The sequence below is a fragment of the Martinezella paranaensis genome, from assembly GCF_014200235.1.
GTDB lineage: Bacteria > Pseudomonadota > Alphaproteobacteria > Rhizobiales > Rhizobiaceae > Rhizobium > Rhizobium paranaense.
The window spans coordinates 25,331-42,643 of record NZ_JACHBI010000019.1 but is presented as its reverse complement, the minus strand read 5'-3'; the positions used below and the strand labels follow the sequence as shown (position 1 = coordinate 42,643).

The window sequence follows — 17,313 nt, the reverse complement described above, 5'->3', positions numbered from 1 at the left end:
TGTATTGCGAAGACGATACCAAGGAGTGACTACATGCGAGAAATCCTCGATCAACTCGAAGCTCGCCGCCACGCCGCGCGGCTTGGCGGTGGCGCAGCCCGCATCGCCGCCCAGCATTCCAAGGGAAAGCTGACGGCGCGCGAACGCCTCGACGTGCTTCTCGACGAAGGGTCCTTCGAGGAATACGACATGTATGTCACCCACCGGGCCACCGATTTCGGCATGGCCGAGAACAAGGTGCCCGGCGACGGCGTTGTGACTGGCTGGGGCACGATCAACGGCCGTCTCGTTTACGTTTTCTCCCAGGATTTCACCGTCCTCGGCGGCTCCCTCTCCGAAACCCATGCGCAAAAGATGTGCAAGATCATGGATATGGCTGCCCGTAACGGCGCCCCCGTGATCGGTTTGAACGATTCCGGCGGCGCCCGTATCCAGGAAGGCGTTGACTCGCTCGCGGGTTATGCCGAGGTGTTCCGCCGCAACGCCGAAGTCTCAGGCGTCATCCCGCAGATCTCTGTGATCATGGGCCCCTGCGCCGGGGGCGCGGTCTATTCTCCCGCCATGACCGACTTCACCTTCATGGTGCGAGACAGCTCGTATATGTTCGTCACCGGCCCCGACGTGGTGAAGACCGTCACCAACGAGATCGTCACCGCCGAAGATTTGGGCGGCGCCAGGACCCACACGACCAAGTCCTCCGTCGCCGACGGCGCCTTCGACAACGACATCGAGGCCTTGCTGCGCATCCGCGACCTCTTCGACTACCTACCGCTCAACAACCGCGACAAGCCGCCTGTCCGCCCCTTCTTCGACCACCCCGACCGACTGGAGGAGCGGCTCGACACGCTGATCCCTGACAGCGCCAACAAGCCCTACGACATGCGCGAATTGATCCTGGCGCTGGCCGATGAGAGCGAATTCTACGAGATCTCGGAAGGTTTCGCCCGTAACATCCTGACCGGCTTCATCCGCATGGAGGGCCAGAGCGTCGGCGTCGTTGCCAACCAACCGATGGTTCTCGCCGGTTGCCTCGACATCGACTCATCACGCAAGGGCGCAAAATTCGTCCGCTTTTGCAACGCCTTCAACATCCCGATATTGACGCTCGTTGACGTCCCCGGCTTCCTGCCCGGCACCGCCCAGGAATATAACGGCATCATCAAGCATGGCGCCAAGCTGCTCTTCGCCTATAGCCAGGCGACCGTACCCATGGTCACGCTGATCACGCGGAAAGCCTATGGCGGCGCCTATGATGTCATGGCCTCCAAGCATATCGGCGCCGACGTCAACTACGCCTGGCCCACCGCCGAGATCGCGGTGATGGGCGCCAAGGGCGCGGCAGAAATCCTCTACCGCTCAGAGCTCAAGAATCCGGAAAAGATCGCGGCGCGAACCAAGGAATACGAAGACCGCTTCGCCAATCCCTTCGTCGCGGCGGAACGCGGCTTCATCGACGAGGTGATCATGCCGCGTTCATCGCGCAAACGCATCGCGCGGGCGTTTGCCATGCTTCGCACCAAGCGGTCGGAAACCTACTGGCGCAAACACGACACCATTCCCCTGTAAGGCAAAATCACATGATTACAAAAATTCTCATCGCCAACAGAGGTGAGATCGCAGTCCGCGTCATCCGCACCGCCCGCGCCATGGGCATCAAGACGGTGGCCGTCTATTCCGACGCCGACCGCGAAGCGATGCATGTCCGCATGGCCGACGAGGCCGTTCATATAGGCGCTGCCCCCTCGGCCCAGTCCTATCTCGTCATCGATCGCGTCGTCGACGCCATCAGGCAGACCTGCGCCGACGCCGTCCATCCCGGCTATGGCTTCCTGTCGGAAAACCGCGCGTTTGCCGAGCGCTTGAGCCAAGAAGGCGTGATCTTCATCGGCCCGCCGGTCGGCGCCATCGAAGCCATGGGCGACAAGATCACGTCCAAGAAGATTGCGGCCAAAGCCGGCGTCTCCACGGTGCCGGGTCATATGGGCCTGATCGCGGATGCCGAAGAGGCCGTAAGGATCTCGGCCCGCATTGGCTATCCCGTCATGATCAAGGCTTCGGCTGGCGGCGGCGGCAAGGGCATGCGCATCGCGTGGAACGACCAGGAGGCCCGTGAAGGTTTCCAGGCGTCGAAGAACGAGGCGAGGTCTTCCTTCGGTGACGACCGCATCTTCATCGAAAAGTTCGTCGATCAGCCGCGCCATATTGAGATCCAGGTGCTGGGCGACCAGCATGGCAATATGATCTATCTCGGCGAACGGGAATGCTCGATCCAGCGTCGCAACCAGAAGGTCGTTGAAGAGGCCCCGTCCTCCTTCCTCGACGAAGCCACTCGCAAGGCGATGGGTGAGCAGGCTGTCCAGCTCGCCAAGGCCGTCGGCTATTTCTCGGCCGGCACGGTCGAATTCATCGTCGACGGCACGCGCAATTTCTATTTCCTCGAGATGAACACCCGCCTGCAGGTCGAGCATCCCGTGACCGAGCTCATCACCGGTATCGACCTCGTGGAGCAGATGATCCGCGTCGCCGATGGCGAGAAACTCGCGATCGCCCAGTCCGACGTCAAGCTCAATGGCTGGGCGATGGAAAGCCGCCTCTATGCAGAGGACCCCTATCGCGGCTTCCTGCCATCGATTGGCCGGCTGACCCGCTATCGTCCCCCTAAAGAAGGCCCACAGCATGACGGCATCGTGGTCCGCAATGATACCGGCGTGTACGAAGGCGGCGAGATCTCGATGTATTACGACCCGATGATCGCTAAACTGTGCACCTGGGCCCCCGACCGGACGCGGTCGATTGAGGCGATGGCCGAGGCGCTCGATTGCTTCGAGGTCGAGGGCATCGGCCACAACCTGCCCTTTCTCTCAGCCGTCATGGCACATCCGCGGTTCCAGTCCGGCAACATCACCACGGCCTTTATCGCCGAGGAGTGGCCGGAAGGTTTCCACGGTGTCACGCCAGACAACGATCAGGCCCGCCAGCTCGCCTCTATTGCGACCTATGTTCACCTCGTTCAGGAAGCACGCCGCGCACAGATTTCAGGCACGCTCGCCAACCACACGCGTAAACTGGGCATCGACTTCGTTGCCGTCGGCGGCGACCACTCCTGGCCGCAGACCGTGACATGCGGGACCGGCACCACCGACATCCGCTATGGCGACGGCGTCAATCACACAGTCACAAGCGACTGGCAACCGGGCAAAACGCTCGCCTCGTTCACAATCAATGGTGAAGCATCAAGCGTTAAGATCTCGCGCGCCTCCACCGGATGGCGCCTTCGTTTCCGCGGCATCGACATGATCTACCGCGCGATGACACCGCGCCTGTTCGATCTATCCCAGTACATGCCGATCAAGCAGTCGGCCGACACGTCGAAAAAGCTGCTCTGCCCGATGCCAGGCGTCATCACTCAGGTGCTGGTCAGGGAAGGCGACACGGTCGAAGTTGGACAATCGCTGGCGACGGTCGAGGCTATGAAGATGGAGAACCTGCTGAAAGCCGAGAAGAGGGCAGTGGTCAAGGCGGTGAAGGTTGAGGCGGGCCAAAGCCTGGCGGTGGATGAAGTGATCATGGAGTTTGAGTGATGTCGGATGCCAAGATTGCCGATTGGCAGGCGCTTGCCGAAAAGGAGCTGAAGCGTTCACCGGAAACACTCGTCTGGAATACGCCCGAAGGTATCGAGGTTAAGCCGCTCTACACCGCTGACGATCTGCAAGATACTTCGCATCTGAACAGCCTGCCGGGTTTTGCGCCGTTCACGCGCGGCCCGCGCGCGACCATGTATGCCGGACGTCCCTGGACCATCCGCCAATATGCGGGCTTCTCCACCGCCGAAACCTCCAACGCCTTCTACCGCAAGGCACTCGCCGCCGGCCAGCAGGGCGTTTCCGTCGCCTTCGATCTCGCCACCCATCGCGGTTATGACAGCGATCATCCGCGCGTGGAGGGCGATGTCGGCAAGGCGGGGGTGGCGATTGACAGCGTCGAGGACATGAAAATCCTGTTCGACTGCATTCCGCTCGAAAAAGTCTCGGTGTCGATGACCATGAATGGCGCGGTCATTCCCGTGCTCGCCAGTTTCATCGTTGCGGGGGAGGAGCAGGGCATTCCGCGCGCTGCGCTTTCCGGCACCATTCAGAACGATATCCTCAAGGAGTTCATGGTCCGCAACACCTATATCTATCCGCCTGAACCCTCGATGCGGATCATTGCCGACATCATCGAATATACGGCAAAAGAGATGCCGAGATTCAACTCCATTTCCATTTCCGGCTATCACATGCAGGAAGCGGGCGCGACGCTCGTGCAGGAACTTGCCTTTACCCTTGCGGACGGTCGCGAATATGTGCGGGCTGCTTTGGCGAAGGGGCTGAATGTCGATGATTTCGCCGGCCGCCTGTCGTTCTTCTTCGCCATCGGCATGAATTTCTTCATGGAGGCGGCCAAGCTGCGTGCCGCCCGGCTGCTCTGGACGAAGATCATGGAGGAGTTCGAGCCGAAGAAGGCATCCTCGCTGATGCTGCGCACCCATTGCCAGACCTCCGGCGTCTCGCTGCAGGAGCAGGACCCCTATAACAACATCGTTCGCACCGCCTTCGAGGCCATGTCCGCGGTGCTCGGCGGCACGCAGTCGCTGCACACCAATTCCTTCGACGAGGCGATCGCGCTGCCGACGGAATTTTCCGCCCGCATCGCTCGCAATACTCAGCTCATCCTCCAGCATGAAACCGGGGTCACCAAGGTGGTCGATCCCCTGGCCGGCTCCTATTATGTCGAAAGCCTGACGAGCGAACTGGCTGAAAAGGCCTGGGCGCTGATCGAGGAGGTGGAAGCGCTTGGCGGCATGACCAAGGCCGTGGCGGAAGGCCTGCCGAAACGGCTGATCGAGGAGGCCGCAACGCGCCGCCAGGCGGCGGTGGACAAGGGCGAGGAGATTATCGTCGGCGTCAACCGTTACCGTCTGGAAAACGAGGAAGATATCGATGTTCTCGATATCGACAATGCCGCCGTGCGCGCCGCGCAAATCCGCCGCATCGAAGAAACGCGCCGCCGCCGCGATGGCAAGGAGGTCGACCCGGCTCTGGAGGAGCTTTCGCAGGTGGCCCGCAGCGGCAAGGGCAATATTCTCGAAGCCGCCGTTGCCGCCGCACGCGCACGCGCCACGGTCGGAGAGATTTCCGATGCGCTGCGTGCCGCCTTCGGCGACCACGCCGCCGTGCCGGAGGTGGTAAGCGACATATATGGCGAAGCCTATAAGGACGAGCCGGAACTTGCCACGCTTGCCGCCCGCCTTTCAGGTGTGGCTGGAAGGATCGGCACCAAGCCGCGTATCATGGTCGCCAAGCTCGGGCAGGACGGGCATGATCGAGGCGCCAAGGTCATTGCCTCTGCCTTTGGGGATCTCGGCTTTGATGTGCTGGCCGGCCCCTTGTTTCAGACTCCGGTTGAGGCGGCCGATCTCGCCGTGCAGAACAAGGTGCATGTGGTCGGCATGTCGTCGCTTGCCGCCGGCCACAAGACACTCGCGCCGCAACTTGTCGAGGCGCTGAAACAAAAGGGTGCGGAGGACATCATCGTCGTCGTCGGCGGGGTCATTCCGCGCCAGGATTACCAGTTCCTGCTCGACCACGGTGTCTCGGCGATTTTCGGGCCCGGCACCAATGTCATGGATGCGGCCAACAAGGTCATCGACCTGCTCGAAGGCGTCAGGCGGAACATGTAAGGGAGCGACATTCATGTTCGGAAGACTGAATCACGTCGCCATCGCGGTGCCCGATCTCGATGCCGCCATTGCCCGCTACAGGCTATTGGGCGCAGAGGTTTCAGCGCCGCAACGACTGCCAGAACATGGTGTGACGGTGGTTTTCGTTCAGGCTGAAAATACCAAGATCGAGCTTCTTTATCCGCTCGGCGAAAATTCGCCGATCGCCGCTTTTCTCGACAGAAATCTGGGCGGCGGCACACACCATCTCTGCTTTGAGGTGCCGGATATTTTCGTGGTTCGCGACGATCTCGTCAAAAAGGGCGTTCGTATTCTGGGTGATGGGGAGCCGAAGATCGGCGCGCATGGCAACCCCGTTCTTTTCCTGCACCCGAAGGATATGGGCGGTGTGCTTTACGAGCTTGAACAGGTTTCACCGGCATAAGGCTGAATACAGGAACGGGAGAACGCCTCGTCGTGGAAAGCCTTCATACCGCGAAGGGGCGACCGTCCAATGGAGCAACGCGTCCGATCGGCTTGGAGCGGGCACCAATGCATCGACGCCGCCGGGAACCCGAAAACTTTGCTCTAGCGGCTCGGGAGCGGTCGAGCGGGACCTTTTGCGCCGGACGCGGCCTTCCGGGACCGCCGCTGTCTGGCCGCGAAGACAACTCTTCCTCACGAAAGTTTAGGGTGACACCCGGTCGAAGCCACCGTAGCTTTTTGTCGAGGGCTCCAGGAGAAGAAGTCGACAGCTGTCGCTGGTCGCTTCGTCTTCACGATACGTAACCGTCGCGAAGATTGTCATCTGGCGGCAGGAGATGAAATCTACGCGGCCATCCGTATCTGGCGGCGACAATTAAACTGGCCGGTACGGATCATATTGCTGCCCTCCGGGCTTGGACCGACAAGGCGGGATGCGGCTGGGTATCGAATGTTGCAGACAATATGACTGGCGGCCATCCCAGGAAAGGACCCTGACATCAGGCTGTCCATAAGCAGGTCGATACCCCGGCCGGGGAGCCTTTCGGCGTTCCTCACGCCGGCTGGGGTTTCGACCGGGTGGGATCGACATCCTCATTCTTCGCGAAGGGTAAGTTTCGCACACATACCATCTCGAGAATTGGACCGGAGCTATCAACCAGCTCAGAAGCCGTTGTCATGACGTTCGCGGAAACCGCCCCTCAATCTTGGGAAGGTTTCCGTTCGCGCGGCAGCACGCCAGACAAGTCATAACTGCAATCATGCGGGCCCCTTGGTCTTCAGAGGCTGGCCTACTGAAAGACTAAGGGTCGGTTGCTGACGCCCGATTAGAACAGGAACCGGACTCGCTTTTTGTTAAACACTAACACCCATGACGGTTCTCGCCGACATGTATCGACCGGCACCGACCGGGACCGGCATTCGCAGCCCGTCGTAAGTCCTCTAGCGCGCCCAGCCCCGAAAGGCGGATGGCGACTGCAAGTCGAATGTCACCGAAGGCAAGCCCCTCAGGTTCGGCGGTTAGTGGCAATCCAGGCGGCGAACTTTTCCATAAAGGTTGAGAGAAACGCCGACGTCGTCTCATTGGCGAGCTTTCCGTCATCATCGAAGAGGTTGTAGGCATCGCCCAGATAGGCTTCCGGTTGCTGCAGTACCGGGACGTCCAGGCAAACCAACGACTGCCGCAGGTGGTGATTTGCGCCGAAACCTCCCAATGCTCCCCGTGAGGCAGAAATCACCGCCGCGGGCTTTCCGGCCCATACATTCTTGCCGCCTGGCCGTGACCCAACATCAAGCGCATTTTTGAGCACCGCGGGAACAGACCGGTTGTACTCAGGCGTTACGAACAAGACGCCATCGGATCCTCTGATGCGATCCCGAAAGGCTTGCCACGAGGCGGGTGGGGATGTCTCGTCGAGATCCGGATTATAGAATTGCATTTCGCCGATTTCGACAGCAGACAGTTGCAGTCCTTCCGGAGCAAGCTCCGCGAGCGCACGCGATAGCGTGCGGGTAACGGATGCCTTGCGAAGGCTGCCGACAAGGACGGCTACGTGAGTAGTCATGAAGGTCTCCTGCATATGGTGGCTCGAGGATTTCCAAGACGCCGTATCAAATCGAATTATTCTGGCGGGCCGGTTCTGGGGATACGTCAGCAACCCCGGGCAACCGCCCGTAAGGCGACGGTTTTTTTCGGCCCGCGTTCTGGGTGAAGAAGGACAGGATCACGAGCGCGATTCCAACCAATGCCGGTGCAAACCCGCCGTCGCCCGCATTGATGTGTGCAGAAACAGCCAGACACAGGTGGAAGAACATTCCCGCGTAGGTAAAATCTGTTAGCCCGGTCAGAGGCCTCCACAGAATGACGACGGCGGCCGTGATCTTGACCACTGCCATAATGGGCACGAGATAAGCCGGGAACCCAAGATGCTCCCACATCTGTTGGACCCCAGAGATATTGGTCAGGTAGAAGATCCCCGCCCCGAGATACATCAATGCGAGGAGTGGCGTACTCACCCAATAAAGCTTTTTTGTCATTCTCAGTCTCCGCGTGTGATTTTAGGAAAGCTGCGAGCCAACCGCCATCGTCCGTCTCTCTGCTCGTGGCAGAACATCGGCCGGTAACAAAATGTAACGTATATCATTTTTAGGACGTCTATCAAGCTGTGTCTGGCCCAGTTTCTGCAGTCGTGGCCGTGGATTCCGGGTCAGTTCGACAGCGCCAGATCGCTTATCTGTGCGTGTCTAATGACCAGCACGGTGAAACTTCGCATTTTATTAAATAAGACAAGATACATTTATGCTTGTCGTGTCATTTATCTCGGGGAAATCGATGCTGGGCGGTCGCTTGAAGAAGGAACTGAAGTGCAGCCGGGAGGAACTCGCAGCTGTGAATGAACGGGCAGCTCTGCTGGATGAAGCCTGTGGCATTGGATTATGGGAAGCATACTTGCCAGAAGCGGATGCTACTCACAAAGATGCTAGATGGGTTTGGTCTGCGGAGTTCCGGCGGTTATTGGGCTATGAAACGCAGGCGGAGTTCCCCAATGAGATGGCATCGTGGTCTGACCGCCTGCACCCTGATGACATCGGGCCCACTTTCGCCGCATTCGGTGGCCACCTGCAAGACAGGACGGGGAAATCGCGCTACAATGTGGCGTATCGGCTGAAGGTCCGCGACGGCTCCTATCGATGGTTTCGTGCGACCGGGGGGTGCCGCTACCAGGCGGACGGTACTACCGTGCGCGCTTGCGGCTCGCTTACCCTGATTGATGAACAGGTCCTTCTCGAGCAAAGCGCCAGGAAGATCGCCGAAGAGGATCAAGGCGTTATTGCGGCGCTACGTGACGCGGTAGCAGCACTTGCGGCCGGCGATGTAACGTATGTCATCTCAAGGGCTTTCCCTCCGCGATCGGAACTGTTGAAAAGTGACTTCAATCAGTCCCTGTCCAAGCTGGGCGCGACGCTCGGCTCTATTAGAGATGCGGCTGCCAATGTCGACGTGGGCACCAGGGAGATAGCGACCGCCGCGCAGGATCTTTCCAGACGAACGGAGCAGCAGGCGGCATCTTTGGAAGAGACCGCCGCGGCGGTTGAAGAGATCGCGTCGAACGTCGCGAACTCGACCAAACGGACGGAAGAAGCAAGAGCCGTCGCCAGACGGGCAAACGATTCGGCGGCGAAATCAGCTGATGTCGTGTCCCATGCCGAAGACGCGATGAGAAAAATCGAGAGTTCATCGCAGCAGATATCAAACATTATCGGCGTGATCGACGAGATTGCCTTTCAGACAAATCTTCTCGCACTGAATGCCGGCGTGGAGGCAGCCCGTGCCGGCGAGGCGGGTAAGGGCTTTGCAGTGGTTGCACAGGAGGTGCGCGAGCTGGCCCAAAGGGCGGCCCAGGCCGCCAAGGAAATCAAGGGCCTAATCCAGAATTCGTCGTCTGAAGTCGAAAGCGGGGTTAAACTGGTGCGCGGCACTGCCGAAGCGCTGAAAGCTATTGGCTCCTTCATCCTTGAAATGAACGGGCATATGGAGTCGATCGCGACATCGGCGCGGGAACAGTCAATAGGGCTTGTCGAAGTCAGCAAGGCTGTGAACTCGATGGACCAGACGACACAGGAAAACGCGGCGATGGTTGAGCAGTCCAATCGGGCGTCCTTTGCCCTGTCGGAAGAGGCCAGGAGACTGAGAGATCTGATAGCTCGGTTCAATCTCGCCGACGAAGCACCCCGGCAGGCCGGAAATCTCTACCGGGTCGCTTAGGCCATGGCCGCTACGCCTTTACCGACGCAGCCCCGGTCCTCAGCGCCAAATCAGAGGAAGAGGTAGAGCGCTACCAAGCTTATACTGTGCGGCAGGAATGCTGGCAAAGCTCGCGGTTCAAGCCCAAGACCCCCGAGATCGTTGACGGGATTTGCCGTTGGACACACACACGCACACACGGTCCCGCCGCTCGGTGCCGGTTTCTGGCATCTTGGTAGAGATGCAAAGTTGCCGTTCCAAAGCCAACTATCGATCGTTGAGCGGTTTCGGCGGCAGTGATGGCGCCGTCAGAGCCGGACCCGTGCCAAGGGGAATTCGGCAGTACCTACTCCGCTTTCTCCTCGTCCGAAGAGAACTCGAGCGGTCCTGCTGCGATCAGGATCGCGTCGACGTCTGCATAAATCCAATCGCCAGGGGCGATTGTCACTTCGCCGAAGCTGAGAGCGACGCCGAACTCACCGGGTGTCGGCTGAAAGCTTCTTCGGGCTGTTGCCCCAAGAGCTTTCACACCGATCGCCAATGAACCTATCGCGGCGCTGTCGCGAATAACGCCGTGTATGATGACACCCGCCCATCCGTTCGCAACGGCGATTGCGGCAAGCCGGTCCCCCATCACACCGACGCGCGTGGACCCGGCGGCATCGACGACGAGCACACGCTGGTCACCGGCCTCGGAAACGGCCTTGAGAACGGGCGTGTGATCTTCGAAAACACGCAAAGTCGCTGCTTTGCCAGAAAAGCAAACTTGATTTCCGAAATTGTGAAACTGAAGGCTGCACACCTGCAGCCGTTCATGGTGCTTGTCGTAGATGTCTGCCGTATTGAACATGTCTGCTATCCTTGGGTTCACCCTGTCGACTTATTGTGCAAGTCGCTCCTCTCCCACTTCGGACCCAGCCGGTCGATGACGAATTTCATTTGTGCCGACATCGAACCGAGGCGCGTCGGCGCCCCATGCTGACGACATCGTGTCCGGCGGGTTCTTCAGGTTGAGCTACGTGGTATTTCCGGATTGAGTGGAAGCTTGGCCAGTAAGAGGTTGCGCCAGCGATCTCTGCTTCAGCCGTCAATTCCGGCACATGTCGCAGGTCGATTCGACAAAGTGTGCCTCGCTCCATCGGCATGCGCTTGAGCAAGCCTCATCGTACTGCCGCTTCCCGAGTGGAAAAGCACGATAAGCCTTCGCTTCACTGCTCGTCATCGAGCATTTTTCTGTCGCCATCCTCGGACATCGCGTGGTAATCACCAAGTATTGCGGCGGCGCAATCAAAACCTGCATAGAAGGTTGCCGAGCCCCGGAGTGCGTCTCTGATGAGACTTCCCGTAAGCTCAATCCCTTGTCGCATTAGTCCCAGGAAGTTCCTCTGCACAGGTCGCTTCGCCGTCTCGGGTCCTACTGGGGCCGGCCTTGTCTGCCGGCGTATAACATCTTCCAACTCACGAGCAGCCTGCTCGATCTTGTTTGTTTTTTTCATCTTGCGGAGACCTCATAGATAACCTGCCAAAGGGACTTGGGCCAAATCTGGTTATGGGATGGATCCGGCGTGCCCGAGCACGGCCCGGCCGGCTGGTAATGGCACAGCGATTAGAGACATTGCGCCATTACCTCCGCCTCGTCAGTTACGCGGTCGTTTCGATGCTTCTTCGACGATAGTCGGGTCGAGCACGTCCGAAACCTTGATGGCGCCCTTGGTAAATCCGAGCTGCTGCATCAGATCGAAGCTGGCCTGCAACGCGGCAGCATTCGGCATCATATCAGGATTGCGGTAGTAATCCTGCTTCGTGAACACCCAACCTTTCCAGAACTCGACCGGGAGCTTCGTCGCGGATGCGGCGATCTTCTCCACTTCCGCGTGATTGGCAGGGTCGGAAAACCAGTATGCGACGCGCTGCATGTCGGCCATGAAATCGACGAGCGCCGCCCGGTTTTCTTCAACGAAGCTTTTCTTGGCTACCCAGACGATGAGATCGCTTTCACCCATCCCGTCTTTCCCGGTAAAAAGGACGCGATTTCCCTCCCGGAACGCAGCCTGGGCTGAGAACGGCCGTATCGCGGAGAACGCATGGGCTTTTCCGCTCTTCAGCATCTCGCCCATGGTTGCAGGTGCCGCCTCAATAATCGTTACATCTTTATCGCTGATCTTGTTCTTGTGCAGCATGGCGCGCAACATCAGGTCGTTCGCGCTCCCGATAGCACTCACTGCTATGATTTTGCCTTTGAGGTCCGCCACCGAACGGATGTTGCTGTCGTCCCGCACCAGGAACTCGGTGGAATAATAGCCGTTCACGCCGTCTTGTAGCTCATCGGCTATAATACTGATATCGGTTACTCCGTTTTCATATGCGGTCGCGAGCCCGCCGGCAGAAATGTCTGCAATGTCGAGGTCGCCCGAGGCGAGCCCTTGAAGCGCCTCGGATGTGCCACGAAAGCGCGCGACCTCAAGATTGTAGGTCTTGCCCAGATTTCGCATCAGGTCCTTCTTTTCCAGCACGATCGAGCCCCAGCTTGTCACTGGCACGACCCAGGAAAGCTTGATTGTCACAGGCTCTGCGGCTGCTGGCATGTGCAACATGGTCGTCAGTCCGACCATGAGCGCGATCTTCGACAATAGTTTCATTGCATTCCTCCCTGGTTGTTGAGGCCTCGCTGCCCCCAAATCGGCGGTACGCCACCGTTATGTTCCGCGGTCCGGCGGTGTCCTACCCCACCCGTCGGACCAGAGTTTCGCTAGACGGTTGCCGGGGGCGCCGTCTCTGGATGCCAGCGCAGCAAATGTTTCCGGGCAACGGCAAGAAGCTTGATCAGGACAAAGCCAACGACAGCAACCTCGACGATTCCGGCGAATAGCGCCTTCGAATTGGAAAAGCGCGAGGCGTTGATCATGTCGGCACCGAGACCGCCCCCCGCGGTTAGCATCTCCGTCACGATGCAGATGATGAGGGATAAGGGCAGGGCCACCTGCAAGCCGGTCAGGATTTGGGGCATCGACGCCGGCAGCAAGACTTCCCGAACCAGTTCGGTCCGGCTTGCGCCCATGCTCTTTGCTGACCAGACGAGATCGCGCTGCACGGTGCTTGTGGCAGCAATGGTCGCGGTTAGAACCGGAAGAAACGCGTCGATGACGATCATGAAAATTTTCGTGGTGTCACCGAACCCCAGCCACAGAATGACGATAGGGAGGAACACGATCTTTGGCACTGGAAACATGATCGAGATGAGGGGATCAAAAAACCAGCGGATGGTTCGGTTCCGAGCCATAAGGACGCCGAGAGCGATGCCAAGCGTGCTTGCTATCAGAAACCCCGACATTGTGCGATAAAGCGTCAGCTGGACGCTCTGCCACAATTCGCCTGAAAGCGCGGAGGTGTAGATCGTTCCAAGAACCGATGTGAGAGTCGGAAGCTGAAAGGGCGTCACCAGCCCGCTTCGCGCGAAGAGTTCCCAGACGAGGGCGAGTGACACAAGGCCAATCCAGCTTTGACCGACGGCTGCCGCCCGCAATATCATCGCGTTGCGGGCACCCTGGCCTCGTCGGGAATCGTTTTTGACGTCCTCTATTGTTGCCATGCCAGTACTCTCTTCGAAAATGTCTGAAAGAGGCGGTCGAACAGGAATCCAAGGGCGGCGACCGACACGATGACCGCATACATTGCATCATTGGCCCCGGCCGACCCGTACAGACCGATCAGATAACCCAGCCCGTTGCTGGCCGAGATCAGTTCGCCGGCAACGAGCAAGACGAACGAAAGAGCCAGCGCCGTGCGGATGCCGTTCAGGAGTTCCGGAAGCGCGCTCTGCGCGACCACATCACGAAGCACACCGAATTTTGACGCGCCCATGCTGCGAGCGGACCAGACAAGCGCGGATTCGGTCGAGCGGGCTCCGTTGAACGCACCAAGCATGACCGGCAGCAAGCAACCCATGAAGACGAGCAGGATCTTCGAGGCGTCCCCGAATCCGAGCCAAATCGCGGTCACGGGAATGAGCGCCGACTTTGGAACCGGATAAAAGATATGCACCAGAGGGCCGACGGTGGCATTAAGGGGGCGCCACCACGCCATAAGGATCCCGAGCGTGCCACCGAACAGAATAGCAAACGCCAGCCCAGCGCCTGCGCGGGTGAGCGATGCCAGGCCGTTGGAAACGAGCTCTCCCTCGCCCAGCAACTGCGCCCATGAGATGGCAACCGCGCTGAGTGGCGGAAGGATATTGGCCGAAACGATACCCAGACGTGGCGTTATCTCCCACAGCAGGGCGACGATCAGCAGAGGAGAATAGTGAACTATCGCGTGTCTCATCGGCCGATGGCATCCTCAGCCCGCTTGGCTTCAGCACGCACCAGACGCTGGAGCTCGTCAACCTTCTCAACAAACTGAGTACTGCGCACAAATGCCGGGTCGGAGCGATCGAAATCGCACGACACGATTGTCTTGATGCGGCCCGGCCGCGCCGACATCACAACAACCCGCTGGGAGAGATAGGCCGCCTCATGGACGTCGTGGGTGACGAATATGACGGTCTTTGGTGAGCGCCTCCATATCGCAAGCAACTCGTCCTGCATCAGACTTCGAGTTTGTGCATCCAGCGCGCCGAAGGGTTCATCCATCAGGAGGATCTTGGGATCGATTGCCAAGGTCCGTGCAATCGCAGCCCTCTGCTTCATGCCGCCAGACAAATGCGAAGGGAAACTGTCTTCGAAACCTTCAAGCCCGACAAGCTTCACGAAACTACGCGCGTTGTCTTCGGCATTGGCCTTTGACATGCCCTGCTTGCGCAGGCCGTAGGCGACGTTCTGCAACACGGTTAGCCAGGGGAACAATGCAAAACTCTGAAAAACGATGCCCCGGTCCGGACCCGGGCCGGCAATCTGCTTCCCGTCGACGGAGATGGTGCCTTCGACGATCGGAAGAAAACCTCCGATAAGGTAGAGAAGAGTTGACTTGCCGCAGCCCGAAGGGCCAAGCAACGAGATAAATTCCCCGGCCTTTACCTCCAGCGAGACGTTTTCCAGCGCGGTGACTGGCCGTTTGTTTGCCGGCGCGTAGATATATTTCAGATCCCTGATATCGACGCTGGTAAGAGCGGGCGGGGAAGAAATCATCGGCTGCGGTGGCCCCGCCGAACGCGATTCGTTGAGTGTGTGAAGCATGCATTCCTCCGCTGCTGTTCAACGCGTAAGCCAAAAATCCTCCGATTTTTGGCGCTTTTGCTGGCAGAACGACCTGTGCCAGCCAAATGGGCCTGCTGCATTTTCCCGCGCCACGCTATGCGAAGACTGGTCAGGTCCGACGACGGGCGCTCATAGAACAAAACTCTCCGCGTTTTGTCCTGTGGCACAAATTTGTATTTCGTCCGATTTTAGACTGAAACTTGCGGCTTGCCAAGGTTGATGAGCACGACCGTCGGGTTCCGCCTCAACCTCATCGGACGATATCATTTTCAGAATAGGCCAGAGGGCTCCATTCCAAGCGCGTGCCGGCCGGACTGGGTCGCGTAGGTCTCCCAGTTCAATCCGATATGTCTGGCCGCAGCATTGATGTCCCGCCATGCGCGCTGCGTCTGATGGCTCAGCGAGGTGGCCGCCGCACCCGTGCATTTCAGGACAAGTTCGGCAGCTTCAGTCGACATCCGAGTTGAGAAGGCAAAATTTCGGCGGATCCTTATTCGCTCTTCGACCGTCGGCTGCCTGCCCGCATGCGCTGCTGCTGTCAGCACATCCATGCTTGTAAAGATCGCAAGCTCTGCAGCCTCGATATCCGCCAGCGCTTCACCGATCCAGGCGTGAGCCAAAACATGGTCACTGAACTTGCCGCGCGCCGAGTCCCGGTCGCCGGCGGCGGCCGTGGAGATCAGGACCTCGAGCGCGCCACGGGCGATGCCAGGCAGCGTTGCTGCAATGCCGACAGGCGTCGCGGACATCAAGGGCAAAGCGTACATTGGATTGGCGTTGGCAGCCGAACCGGGGGTCTTGCCGCTATTCATCAATGGGTAGGCAAGCGTCCTGTGTGCCGGCACGAAGACGTCGTCGAGGGAGACCGTCTTGCTGCCGGTCCCAACGAGACCCATGACATACCAGTCGTCTTCGATCGAAAAATCACTGCGCGGCACAAGTGCGAAATGGGCGACCGGAGGTTTTTCTCCGTCCGCAGGAGCAAGGAATTGCGCGAGATGCCAATCGGCGTGGTCACAGCCGCTGGCAAATCCCCAGCGCCCAGACAACCGGAACCCGGCATCGACCCGTGTGGCCGATTGTACCTTGGGATTGATCCCATAGGTGGCGGAAATCACGGTTCTCGCACCCCGAGCCCAAACTTCTTTCTGCGCCTCGAGATCGAAAGTGGCAGCAATCCAGTTCTGCGATGCTGCGACCCCGTAGACCCAAGCGGTGGAACCGCAGCCGCGGCCGAGTTCTGTAATGACCCGCGCCGCCGTGGTCAGGTCGGCCTCATGACCACCAAACTGGCGCGGCACGAGAATTTCAAGGAGCCCGGCATCCCGCAGACGACCTATGGTCTCCTCAGGAACGCGTCGTGCCCTCTCCGTATCAAGGGCGGTCTCCCGGAGATACGGGACCAAAGCCGAGGCCGCATTCACCAGCTCTTGGGTCTTCTTAATGTTTGAGTGCATCATGAATATCCTCCTGCACATTCCTATTTCATTAATTTTGTTATTTGTCCATTTTTATTTCTTCGCTTTTTGGCGGCTCTGTTTCGTCGGCTGGCGAAATCCGTGCGCCTCCGGTAGGACGATAACTAGACTCGACGCCACAAAGAGGTTTCCACTAAACGACTGTTTTATATGAATAGTTATTCATATGAGGTGATCTTCCACCTCTGAGAACCTGTGGTCGAGGGCTGACGAGAATCTGGTGGGTCGCATAAAAAAGTGGACAAAATTGAAAAGCGGTCATATATCATTTTAATAGGCGGGGGAGAGCTGAGAAAGCAGATTCGGCCGAGCAGGCGTTCAGAATGCCTGTCCGTCCGCCGGGAGGAAGAATGATGCTGGATTTCACCAACGGTCCCGTCGCGATCAGGTTGTTGGGTGCAGGAGCGAACTTTTCGAAATACGGCGGCACGGTCGATCCGGCCGTCCTTGGCTACTTTGGTTTCTCGCGGGCCGGTTCAGCGGCTTCCCAACAATATGCATCCGGAAACTTGCATGCTGTTCCCCGACTTGTTGACGAGGGGCATCACATCGCGTTGACGTCGCCGACCTGGCTGCGGGAGATGGCTGTCTCTGGTCCAGGAATCCTTGGTTTTGGTGGATATCCTGGCTCGAACGGAGACCAGGTACCGTATACGCCGTGCGGTCATTCCTCGGCGTTTGCTACGCGGCCTGGAGGAAAACGCTCCCGTTATCGAT

The 17,313-nt window shown here is 58.9% G+C and carries 13 protein-coding genes; 5 read left to right on the top strand and 8 right to left on the bottom strand.

What is annotated here, in order from left to right; genetic code table 11:
- Positions 1–33 precede the first annotated feature (33 nt).
- The 4 genes from GGD50_RS29095 to mce are packed head-to-tail and all read left to right on the top strand — an operon-like array spanning position 34 to position 6,143.
- Positions 34–1,566, top strand: coding sequence for an acyl-CoA carboxylase subunit beta (locus tag GGD50_RS29095; protein WP_183940685.1), 1,533 nt, complete (start codon positions 34–36; stop codon positions 1,564–1,566).
- A gap of 11 nt (positions 1,567–1,577) precedes the next feature.
- Positions 1,578–3,581 (top strand): acetyl-CoA carboxylase biotin carboxylase subunit, encoded by a 2,004-nt coding sequence (locus GGD50_RS29090; RefSeq protein WP_183940683.1) that lies wholly within the window; start codon positions 1,578–1,580, stop codon positions 3,579–3,581.
- Complete coding sequence (gene scpA / locus GGD50_RS29085) at positions 3,581–5,719, top strand: methylmalonyl-CoA mutase (protein WP_183940681.1); 2,139 nt, start codon at positions 3,581–3,583, stop codon at positions 5,717–5,719. The genes GGD50_RS29090 and scpA overlap by 1 nt, the downstream gene beginning before the upstream one ends.
- A 13-nt stretch (positions 5,720–5,732) precedes the next feature.
- Positions 5,733–6,143 (top strand): methylmalonyl-CoA epimerase, encoded by a 411-nt coding sequence (gene mce / locus GGD50_RS29080; RefSeq protein ID WP_183940679.1) that lies wholly within the window; start codon positions 5,733–5,735, stop codon positions 6,141–6,143.
- A gap of 1,045 nt (positions 6,144–7,188) precedes the next feature.
- Here mce and GGD50_RS29075 read toward each other — a convergent pair.
- Both GGD50_RS29075 and GGD50_RS29070 read right to left on the bottom strand, forming a co-directional pair.
- A complete protein-coding gene (locus tag GGD50_RS29075; RefSeq protein ID WP_246451603.1) occupies positions 7,189–7,761 on the bottom strand; it encodes an NADPH-dependent FMN reductase in 573 nt (190 codons plus the stop codon).
- 31 nt (positions 7,762–7,792) lie between these two features.
- Positions 7,793–8,218 carry a DoxX family protein gene (locus tag GGD50_RS29070; RefSeq protein ID WP_183940677.1) on the bottom strand — a complete coding sequence of 142 codons (426 nt, stop codon included), beginning with the start codon at positions 8,216–8,218 and terminating at the stop codon, positions 7,793–7,795.
- Between the two features lie 262 nt (positions 8,219–8,480).
- Here GGD50_RS29070 and GGD50_RS29065 point away from each other — a divergent pair, with 262 nt between their 5' ends.
- Positions 8,481–9,947, top strand: a complete 1,467-nt coding sequence (locus GGD50_RS29065) for a methyl-accepting chemotaxis protein (RefSeq protein WP_246451602.1) — start codon at positions 8,481–8,483, stop codon at positions 9,945–9,947.
- Positions 9,948–10,272: 325 nt separating this feature from the next.
- Here GGD50_RS29065 and rraA read toward each other — a convergent pair whose 3' ends face one another.
- From rraA to GGD50_RS29035, 6 genes are all read right to left on the bottom strand, one after another.
- Positions 10,273–10,776, bottom strand: coding sequence for a ribonuclease E activity regulator RraA (rraA, locus tag GGD50_RS29060; protein WP_183940675.1), 504 nt, complete (start codon positions 10,774–10,776; stop codon positions 10,273–10,275).
- A gap of 787 nt (positions 10,777–11,563) precedes the next feature.
- On the bottom strand, positions 11,564–12,565 hold the full coding sequence (locus tag GGD50_RS29055; protein WP_183940674.1) for an ABC transporter substrate-binding protein: 1,002 nt from the start codon (positions 12,563–12,565) through the stop codon (positions 11,564–11,566).
- Positions 12,566–12,675: 110 nt separating this feature from the next.
- The gene (locus tag GGD50_RS29050) at positions 12,676–13,515 is read right to left on the bottom strand and encodes an ABC transporter permease (protein ID WP_183940672.1); all 840 of its coding nucleotides are present in this window, start codon (positions 13,513–13,515) and stop codon (positions 12,676–12,678) included.
- Complete coding sequence (locus GGD50_RS29045; RefSeq protein WP_183940670.1) at positions 13,503–14,246, bottom strand: ABC transporter permease; 744 nt, start codon at positions 14,244–14,246, stop codon at positions 13,503–13,505. The genes GGD50_RS29050 and GGD50_RS29045 overlap by 13 nt, the downstream gene beginning before the upstream one ends.
- The gene (locus tag GGD50_RS29040) at positions 14,243–15,097 is read right to left on the bottom strand and encodes an ABC transporter ATP-binding protein (RefSeq protein WP_246451601.1); all 855 of its coding nucleotides are present in this window, start codon (positions 15,095–15,097) and stop codon (positions 14,243–14,245) included. Before GGD50_RS29040 ends, GGD50_RS29045 begins: the two co-directional genes overlap by 4 nt.
- Positions 15,098–15,387: 290 nt before the next feature.
- Positions 15,388–16,575 (bottom strand): acyl-CoA dehydrogenase family protein, encoded by a 1,188-nt coding sequence (locus GGD50_RS29035; RefSeq protein WP_183940668.1) that lies wholly within the window; start codon positions 16,573–16,575, stop codon positions 15,388–15,390.
- Positions 16,576–17,313: the final 738 nt, after the last annotated feature.

Coding starts and splice junctions, on each gene's coding strand:
- GGD50_RS29095 (WP_183940685.1), top strand. CDS start 34: ATGCGAGAAATCCTCGATCAACTCGAAGCTCGCCGCCACGCCGCGCGG.
- GGD50_RS29090 (WP_183940683.1), top strand. CDS start 1,578: ATGATTACAAAAATTCTCATCGCCAACAGAGGTGAGATCGCAGTCCGC.
- scpA (WP_183940681.1), top strand. CDS start 3,581: ATGTCGGATGCCAAGATTGCCGATTGGCAGGCGCTTGCCGAAAAGGAG.
- mce (WP_183940679.1), top strand. CDS start 5,733: ATGTTCGGAAGACTGAATCACGTCGCCATCGCGGTGCCCGATCTCGAT.
- GGD50_RS29075 (WP_246451603.1), bottom strand. CDS start 7,761: ATGCAGGAGACCTTCATGACTACTCACGTAGCCGTCCTTGTCGGCAGC.
- GGD50_RS29070 (WP_183940677.1), bottom strand. CDS start 8,218: ATGACAAAAAAGCTTTATTGGGTGAGTACGCCACTCCTCGCATTGATG.
- GGD50_RS29065 (WP_246451602.1), top strand. CDS start 8,481: ATGCTTGTCGTGTCATTTATCTCGGGGAAATCGATGCTGGGCGGTCGC.
- rraA (WP_183940675.1), bottom strand. CDS start 10,776: ATGTTCAATACGGCAGACATCTACGACAAGCACCATGAACGGCTGCAG.
- GGD50_RS29055 (WP_183940674.1), bottom strand. CDS start 12,565: ATGAAACTATTGTCGAAGATCGCGCTCATGGTCGGACTGACGACCATG.
- GGD50_RS29050 (WP_183940672.1), bottom strand. CDS start 13,515: ATGGCAACAATAGAGGACGTCAAAAACGATTCCCGACGAGGCCAGGGT.
- GGD50_RS29045 (WP_183940670.1), bottom strand. CDS start 14,246: ATGAGACACGCGATAGTTCACTATTCTCCTCTGCTGATCGTCGCCCTG.
- GGD50_RS29040 (WP_246451601.1), bottom strand. CDS start 15,097: ATGCTTCACACACTCAACGAATCGCGTTCGGCGGGGCCACCGCAGCCG.
- GGD50_RS29035 (WP_183940668.1), bottom strand. CDS start 16,575: ATGCACTCAAACATTAAGAAGACCCAAGAGCTGGTGAATGCGGCCTCG.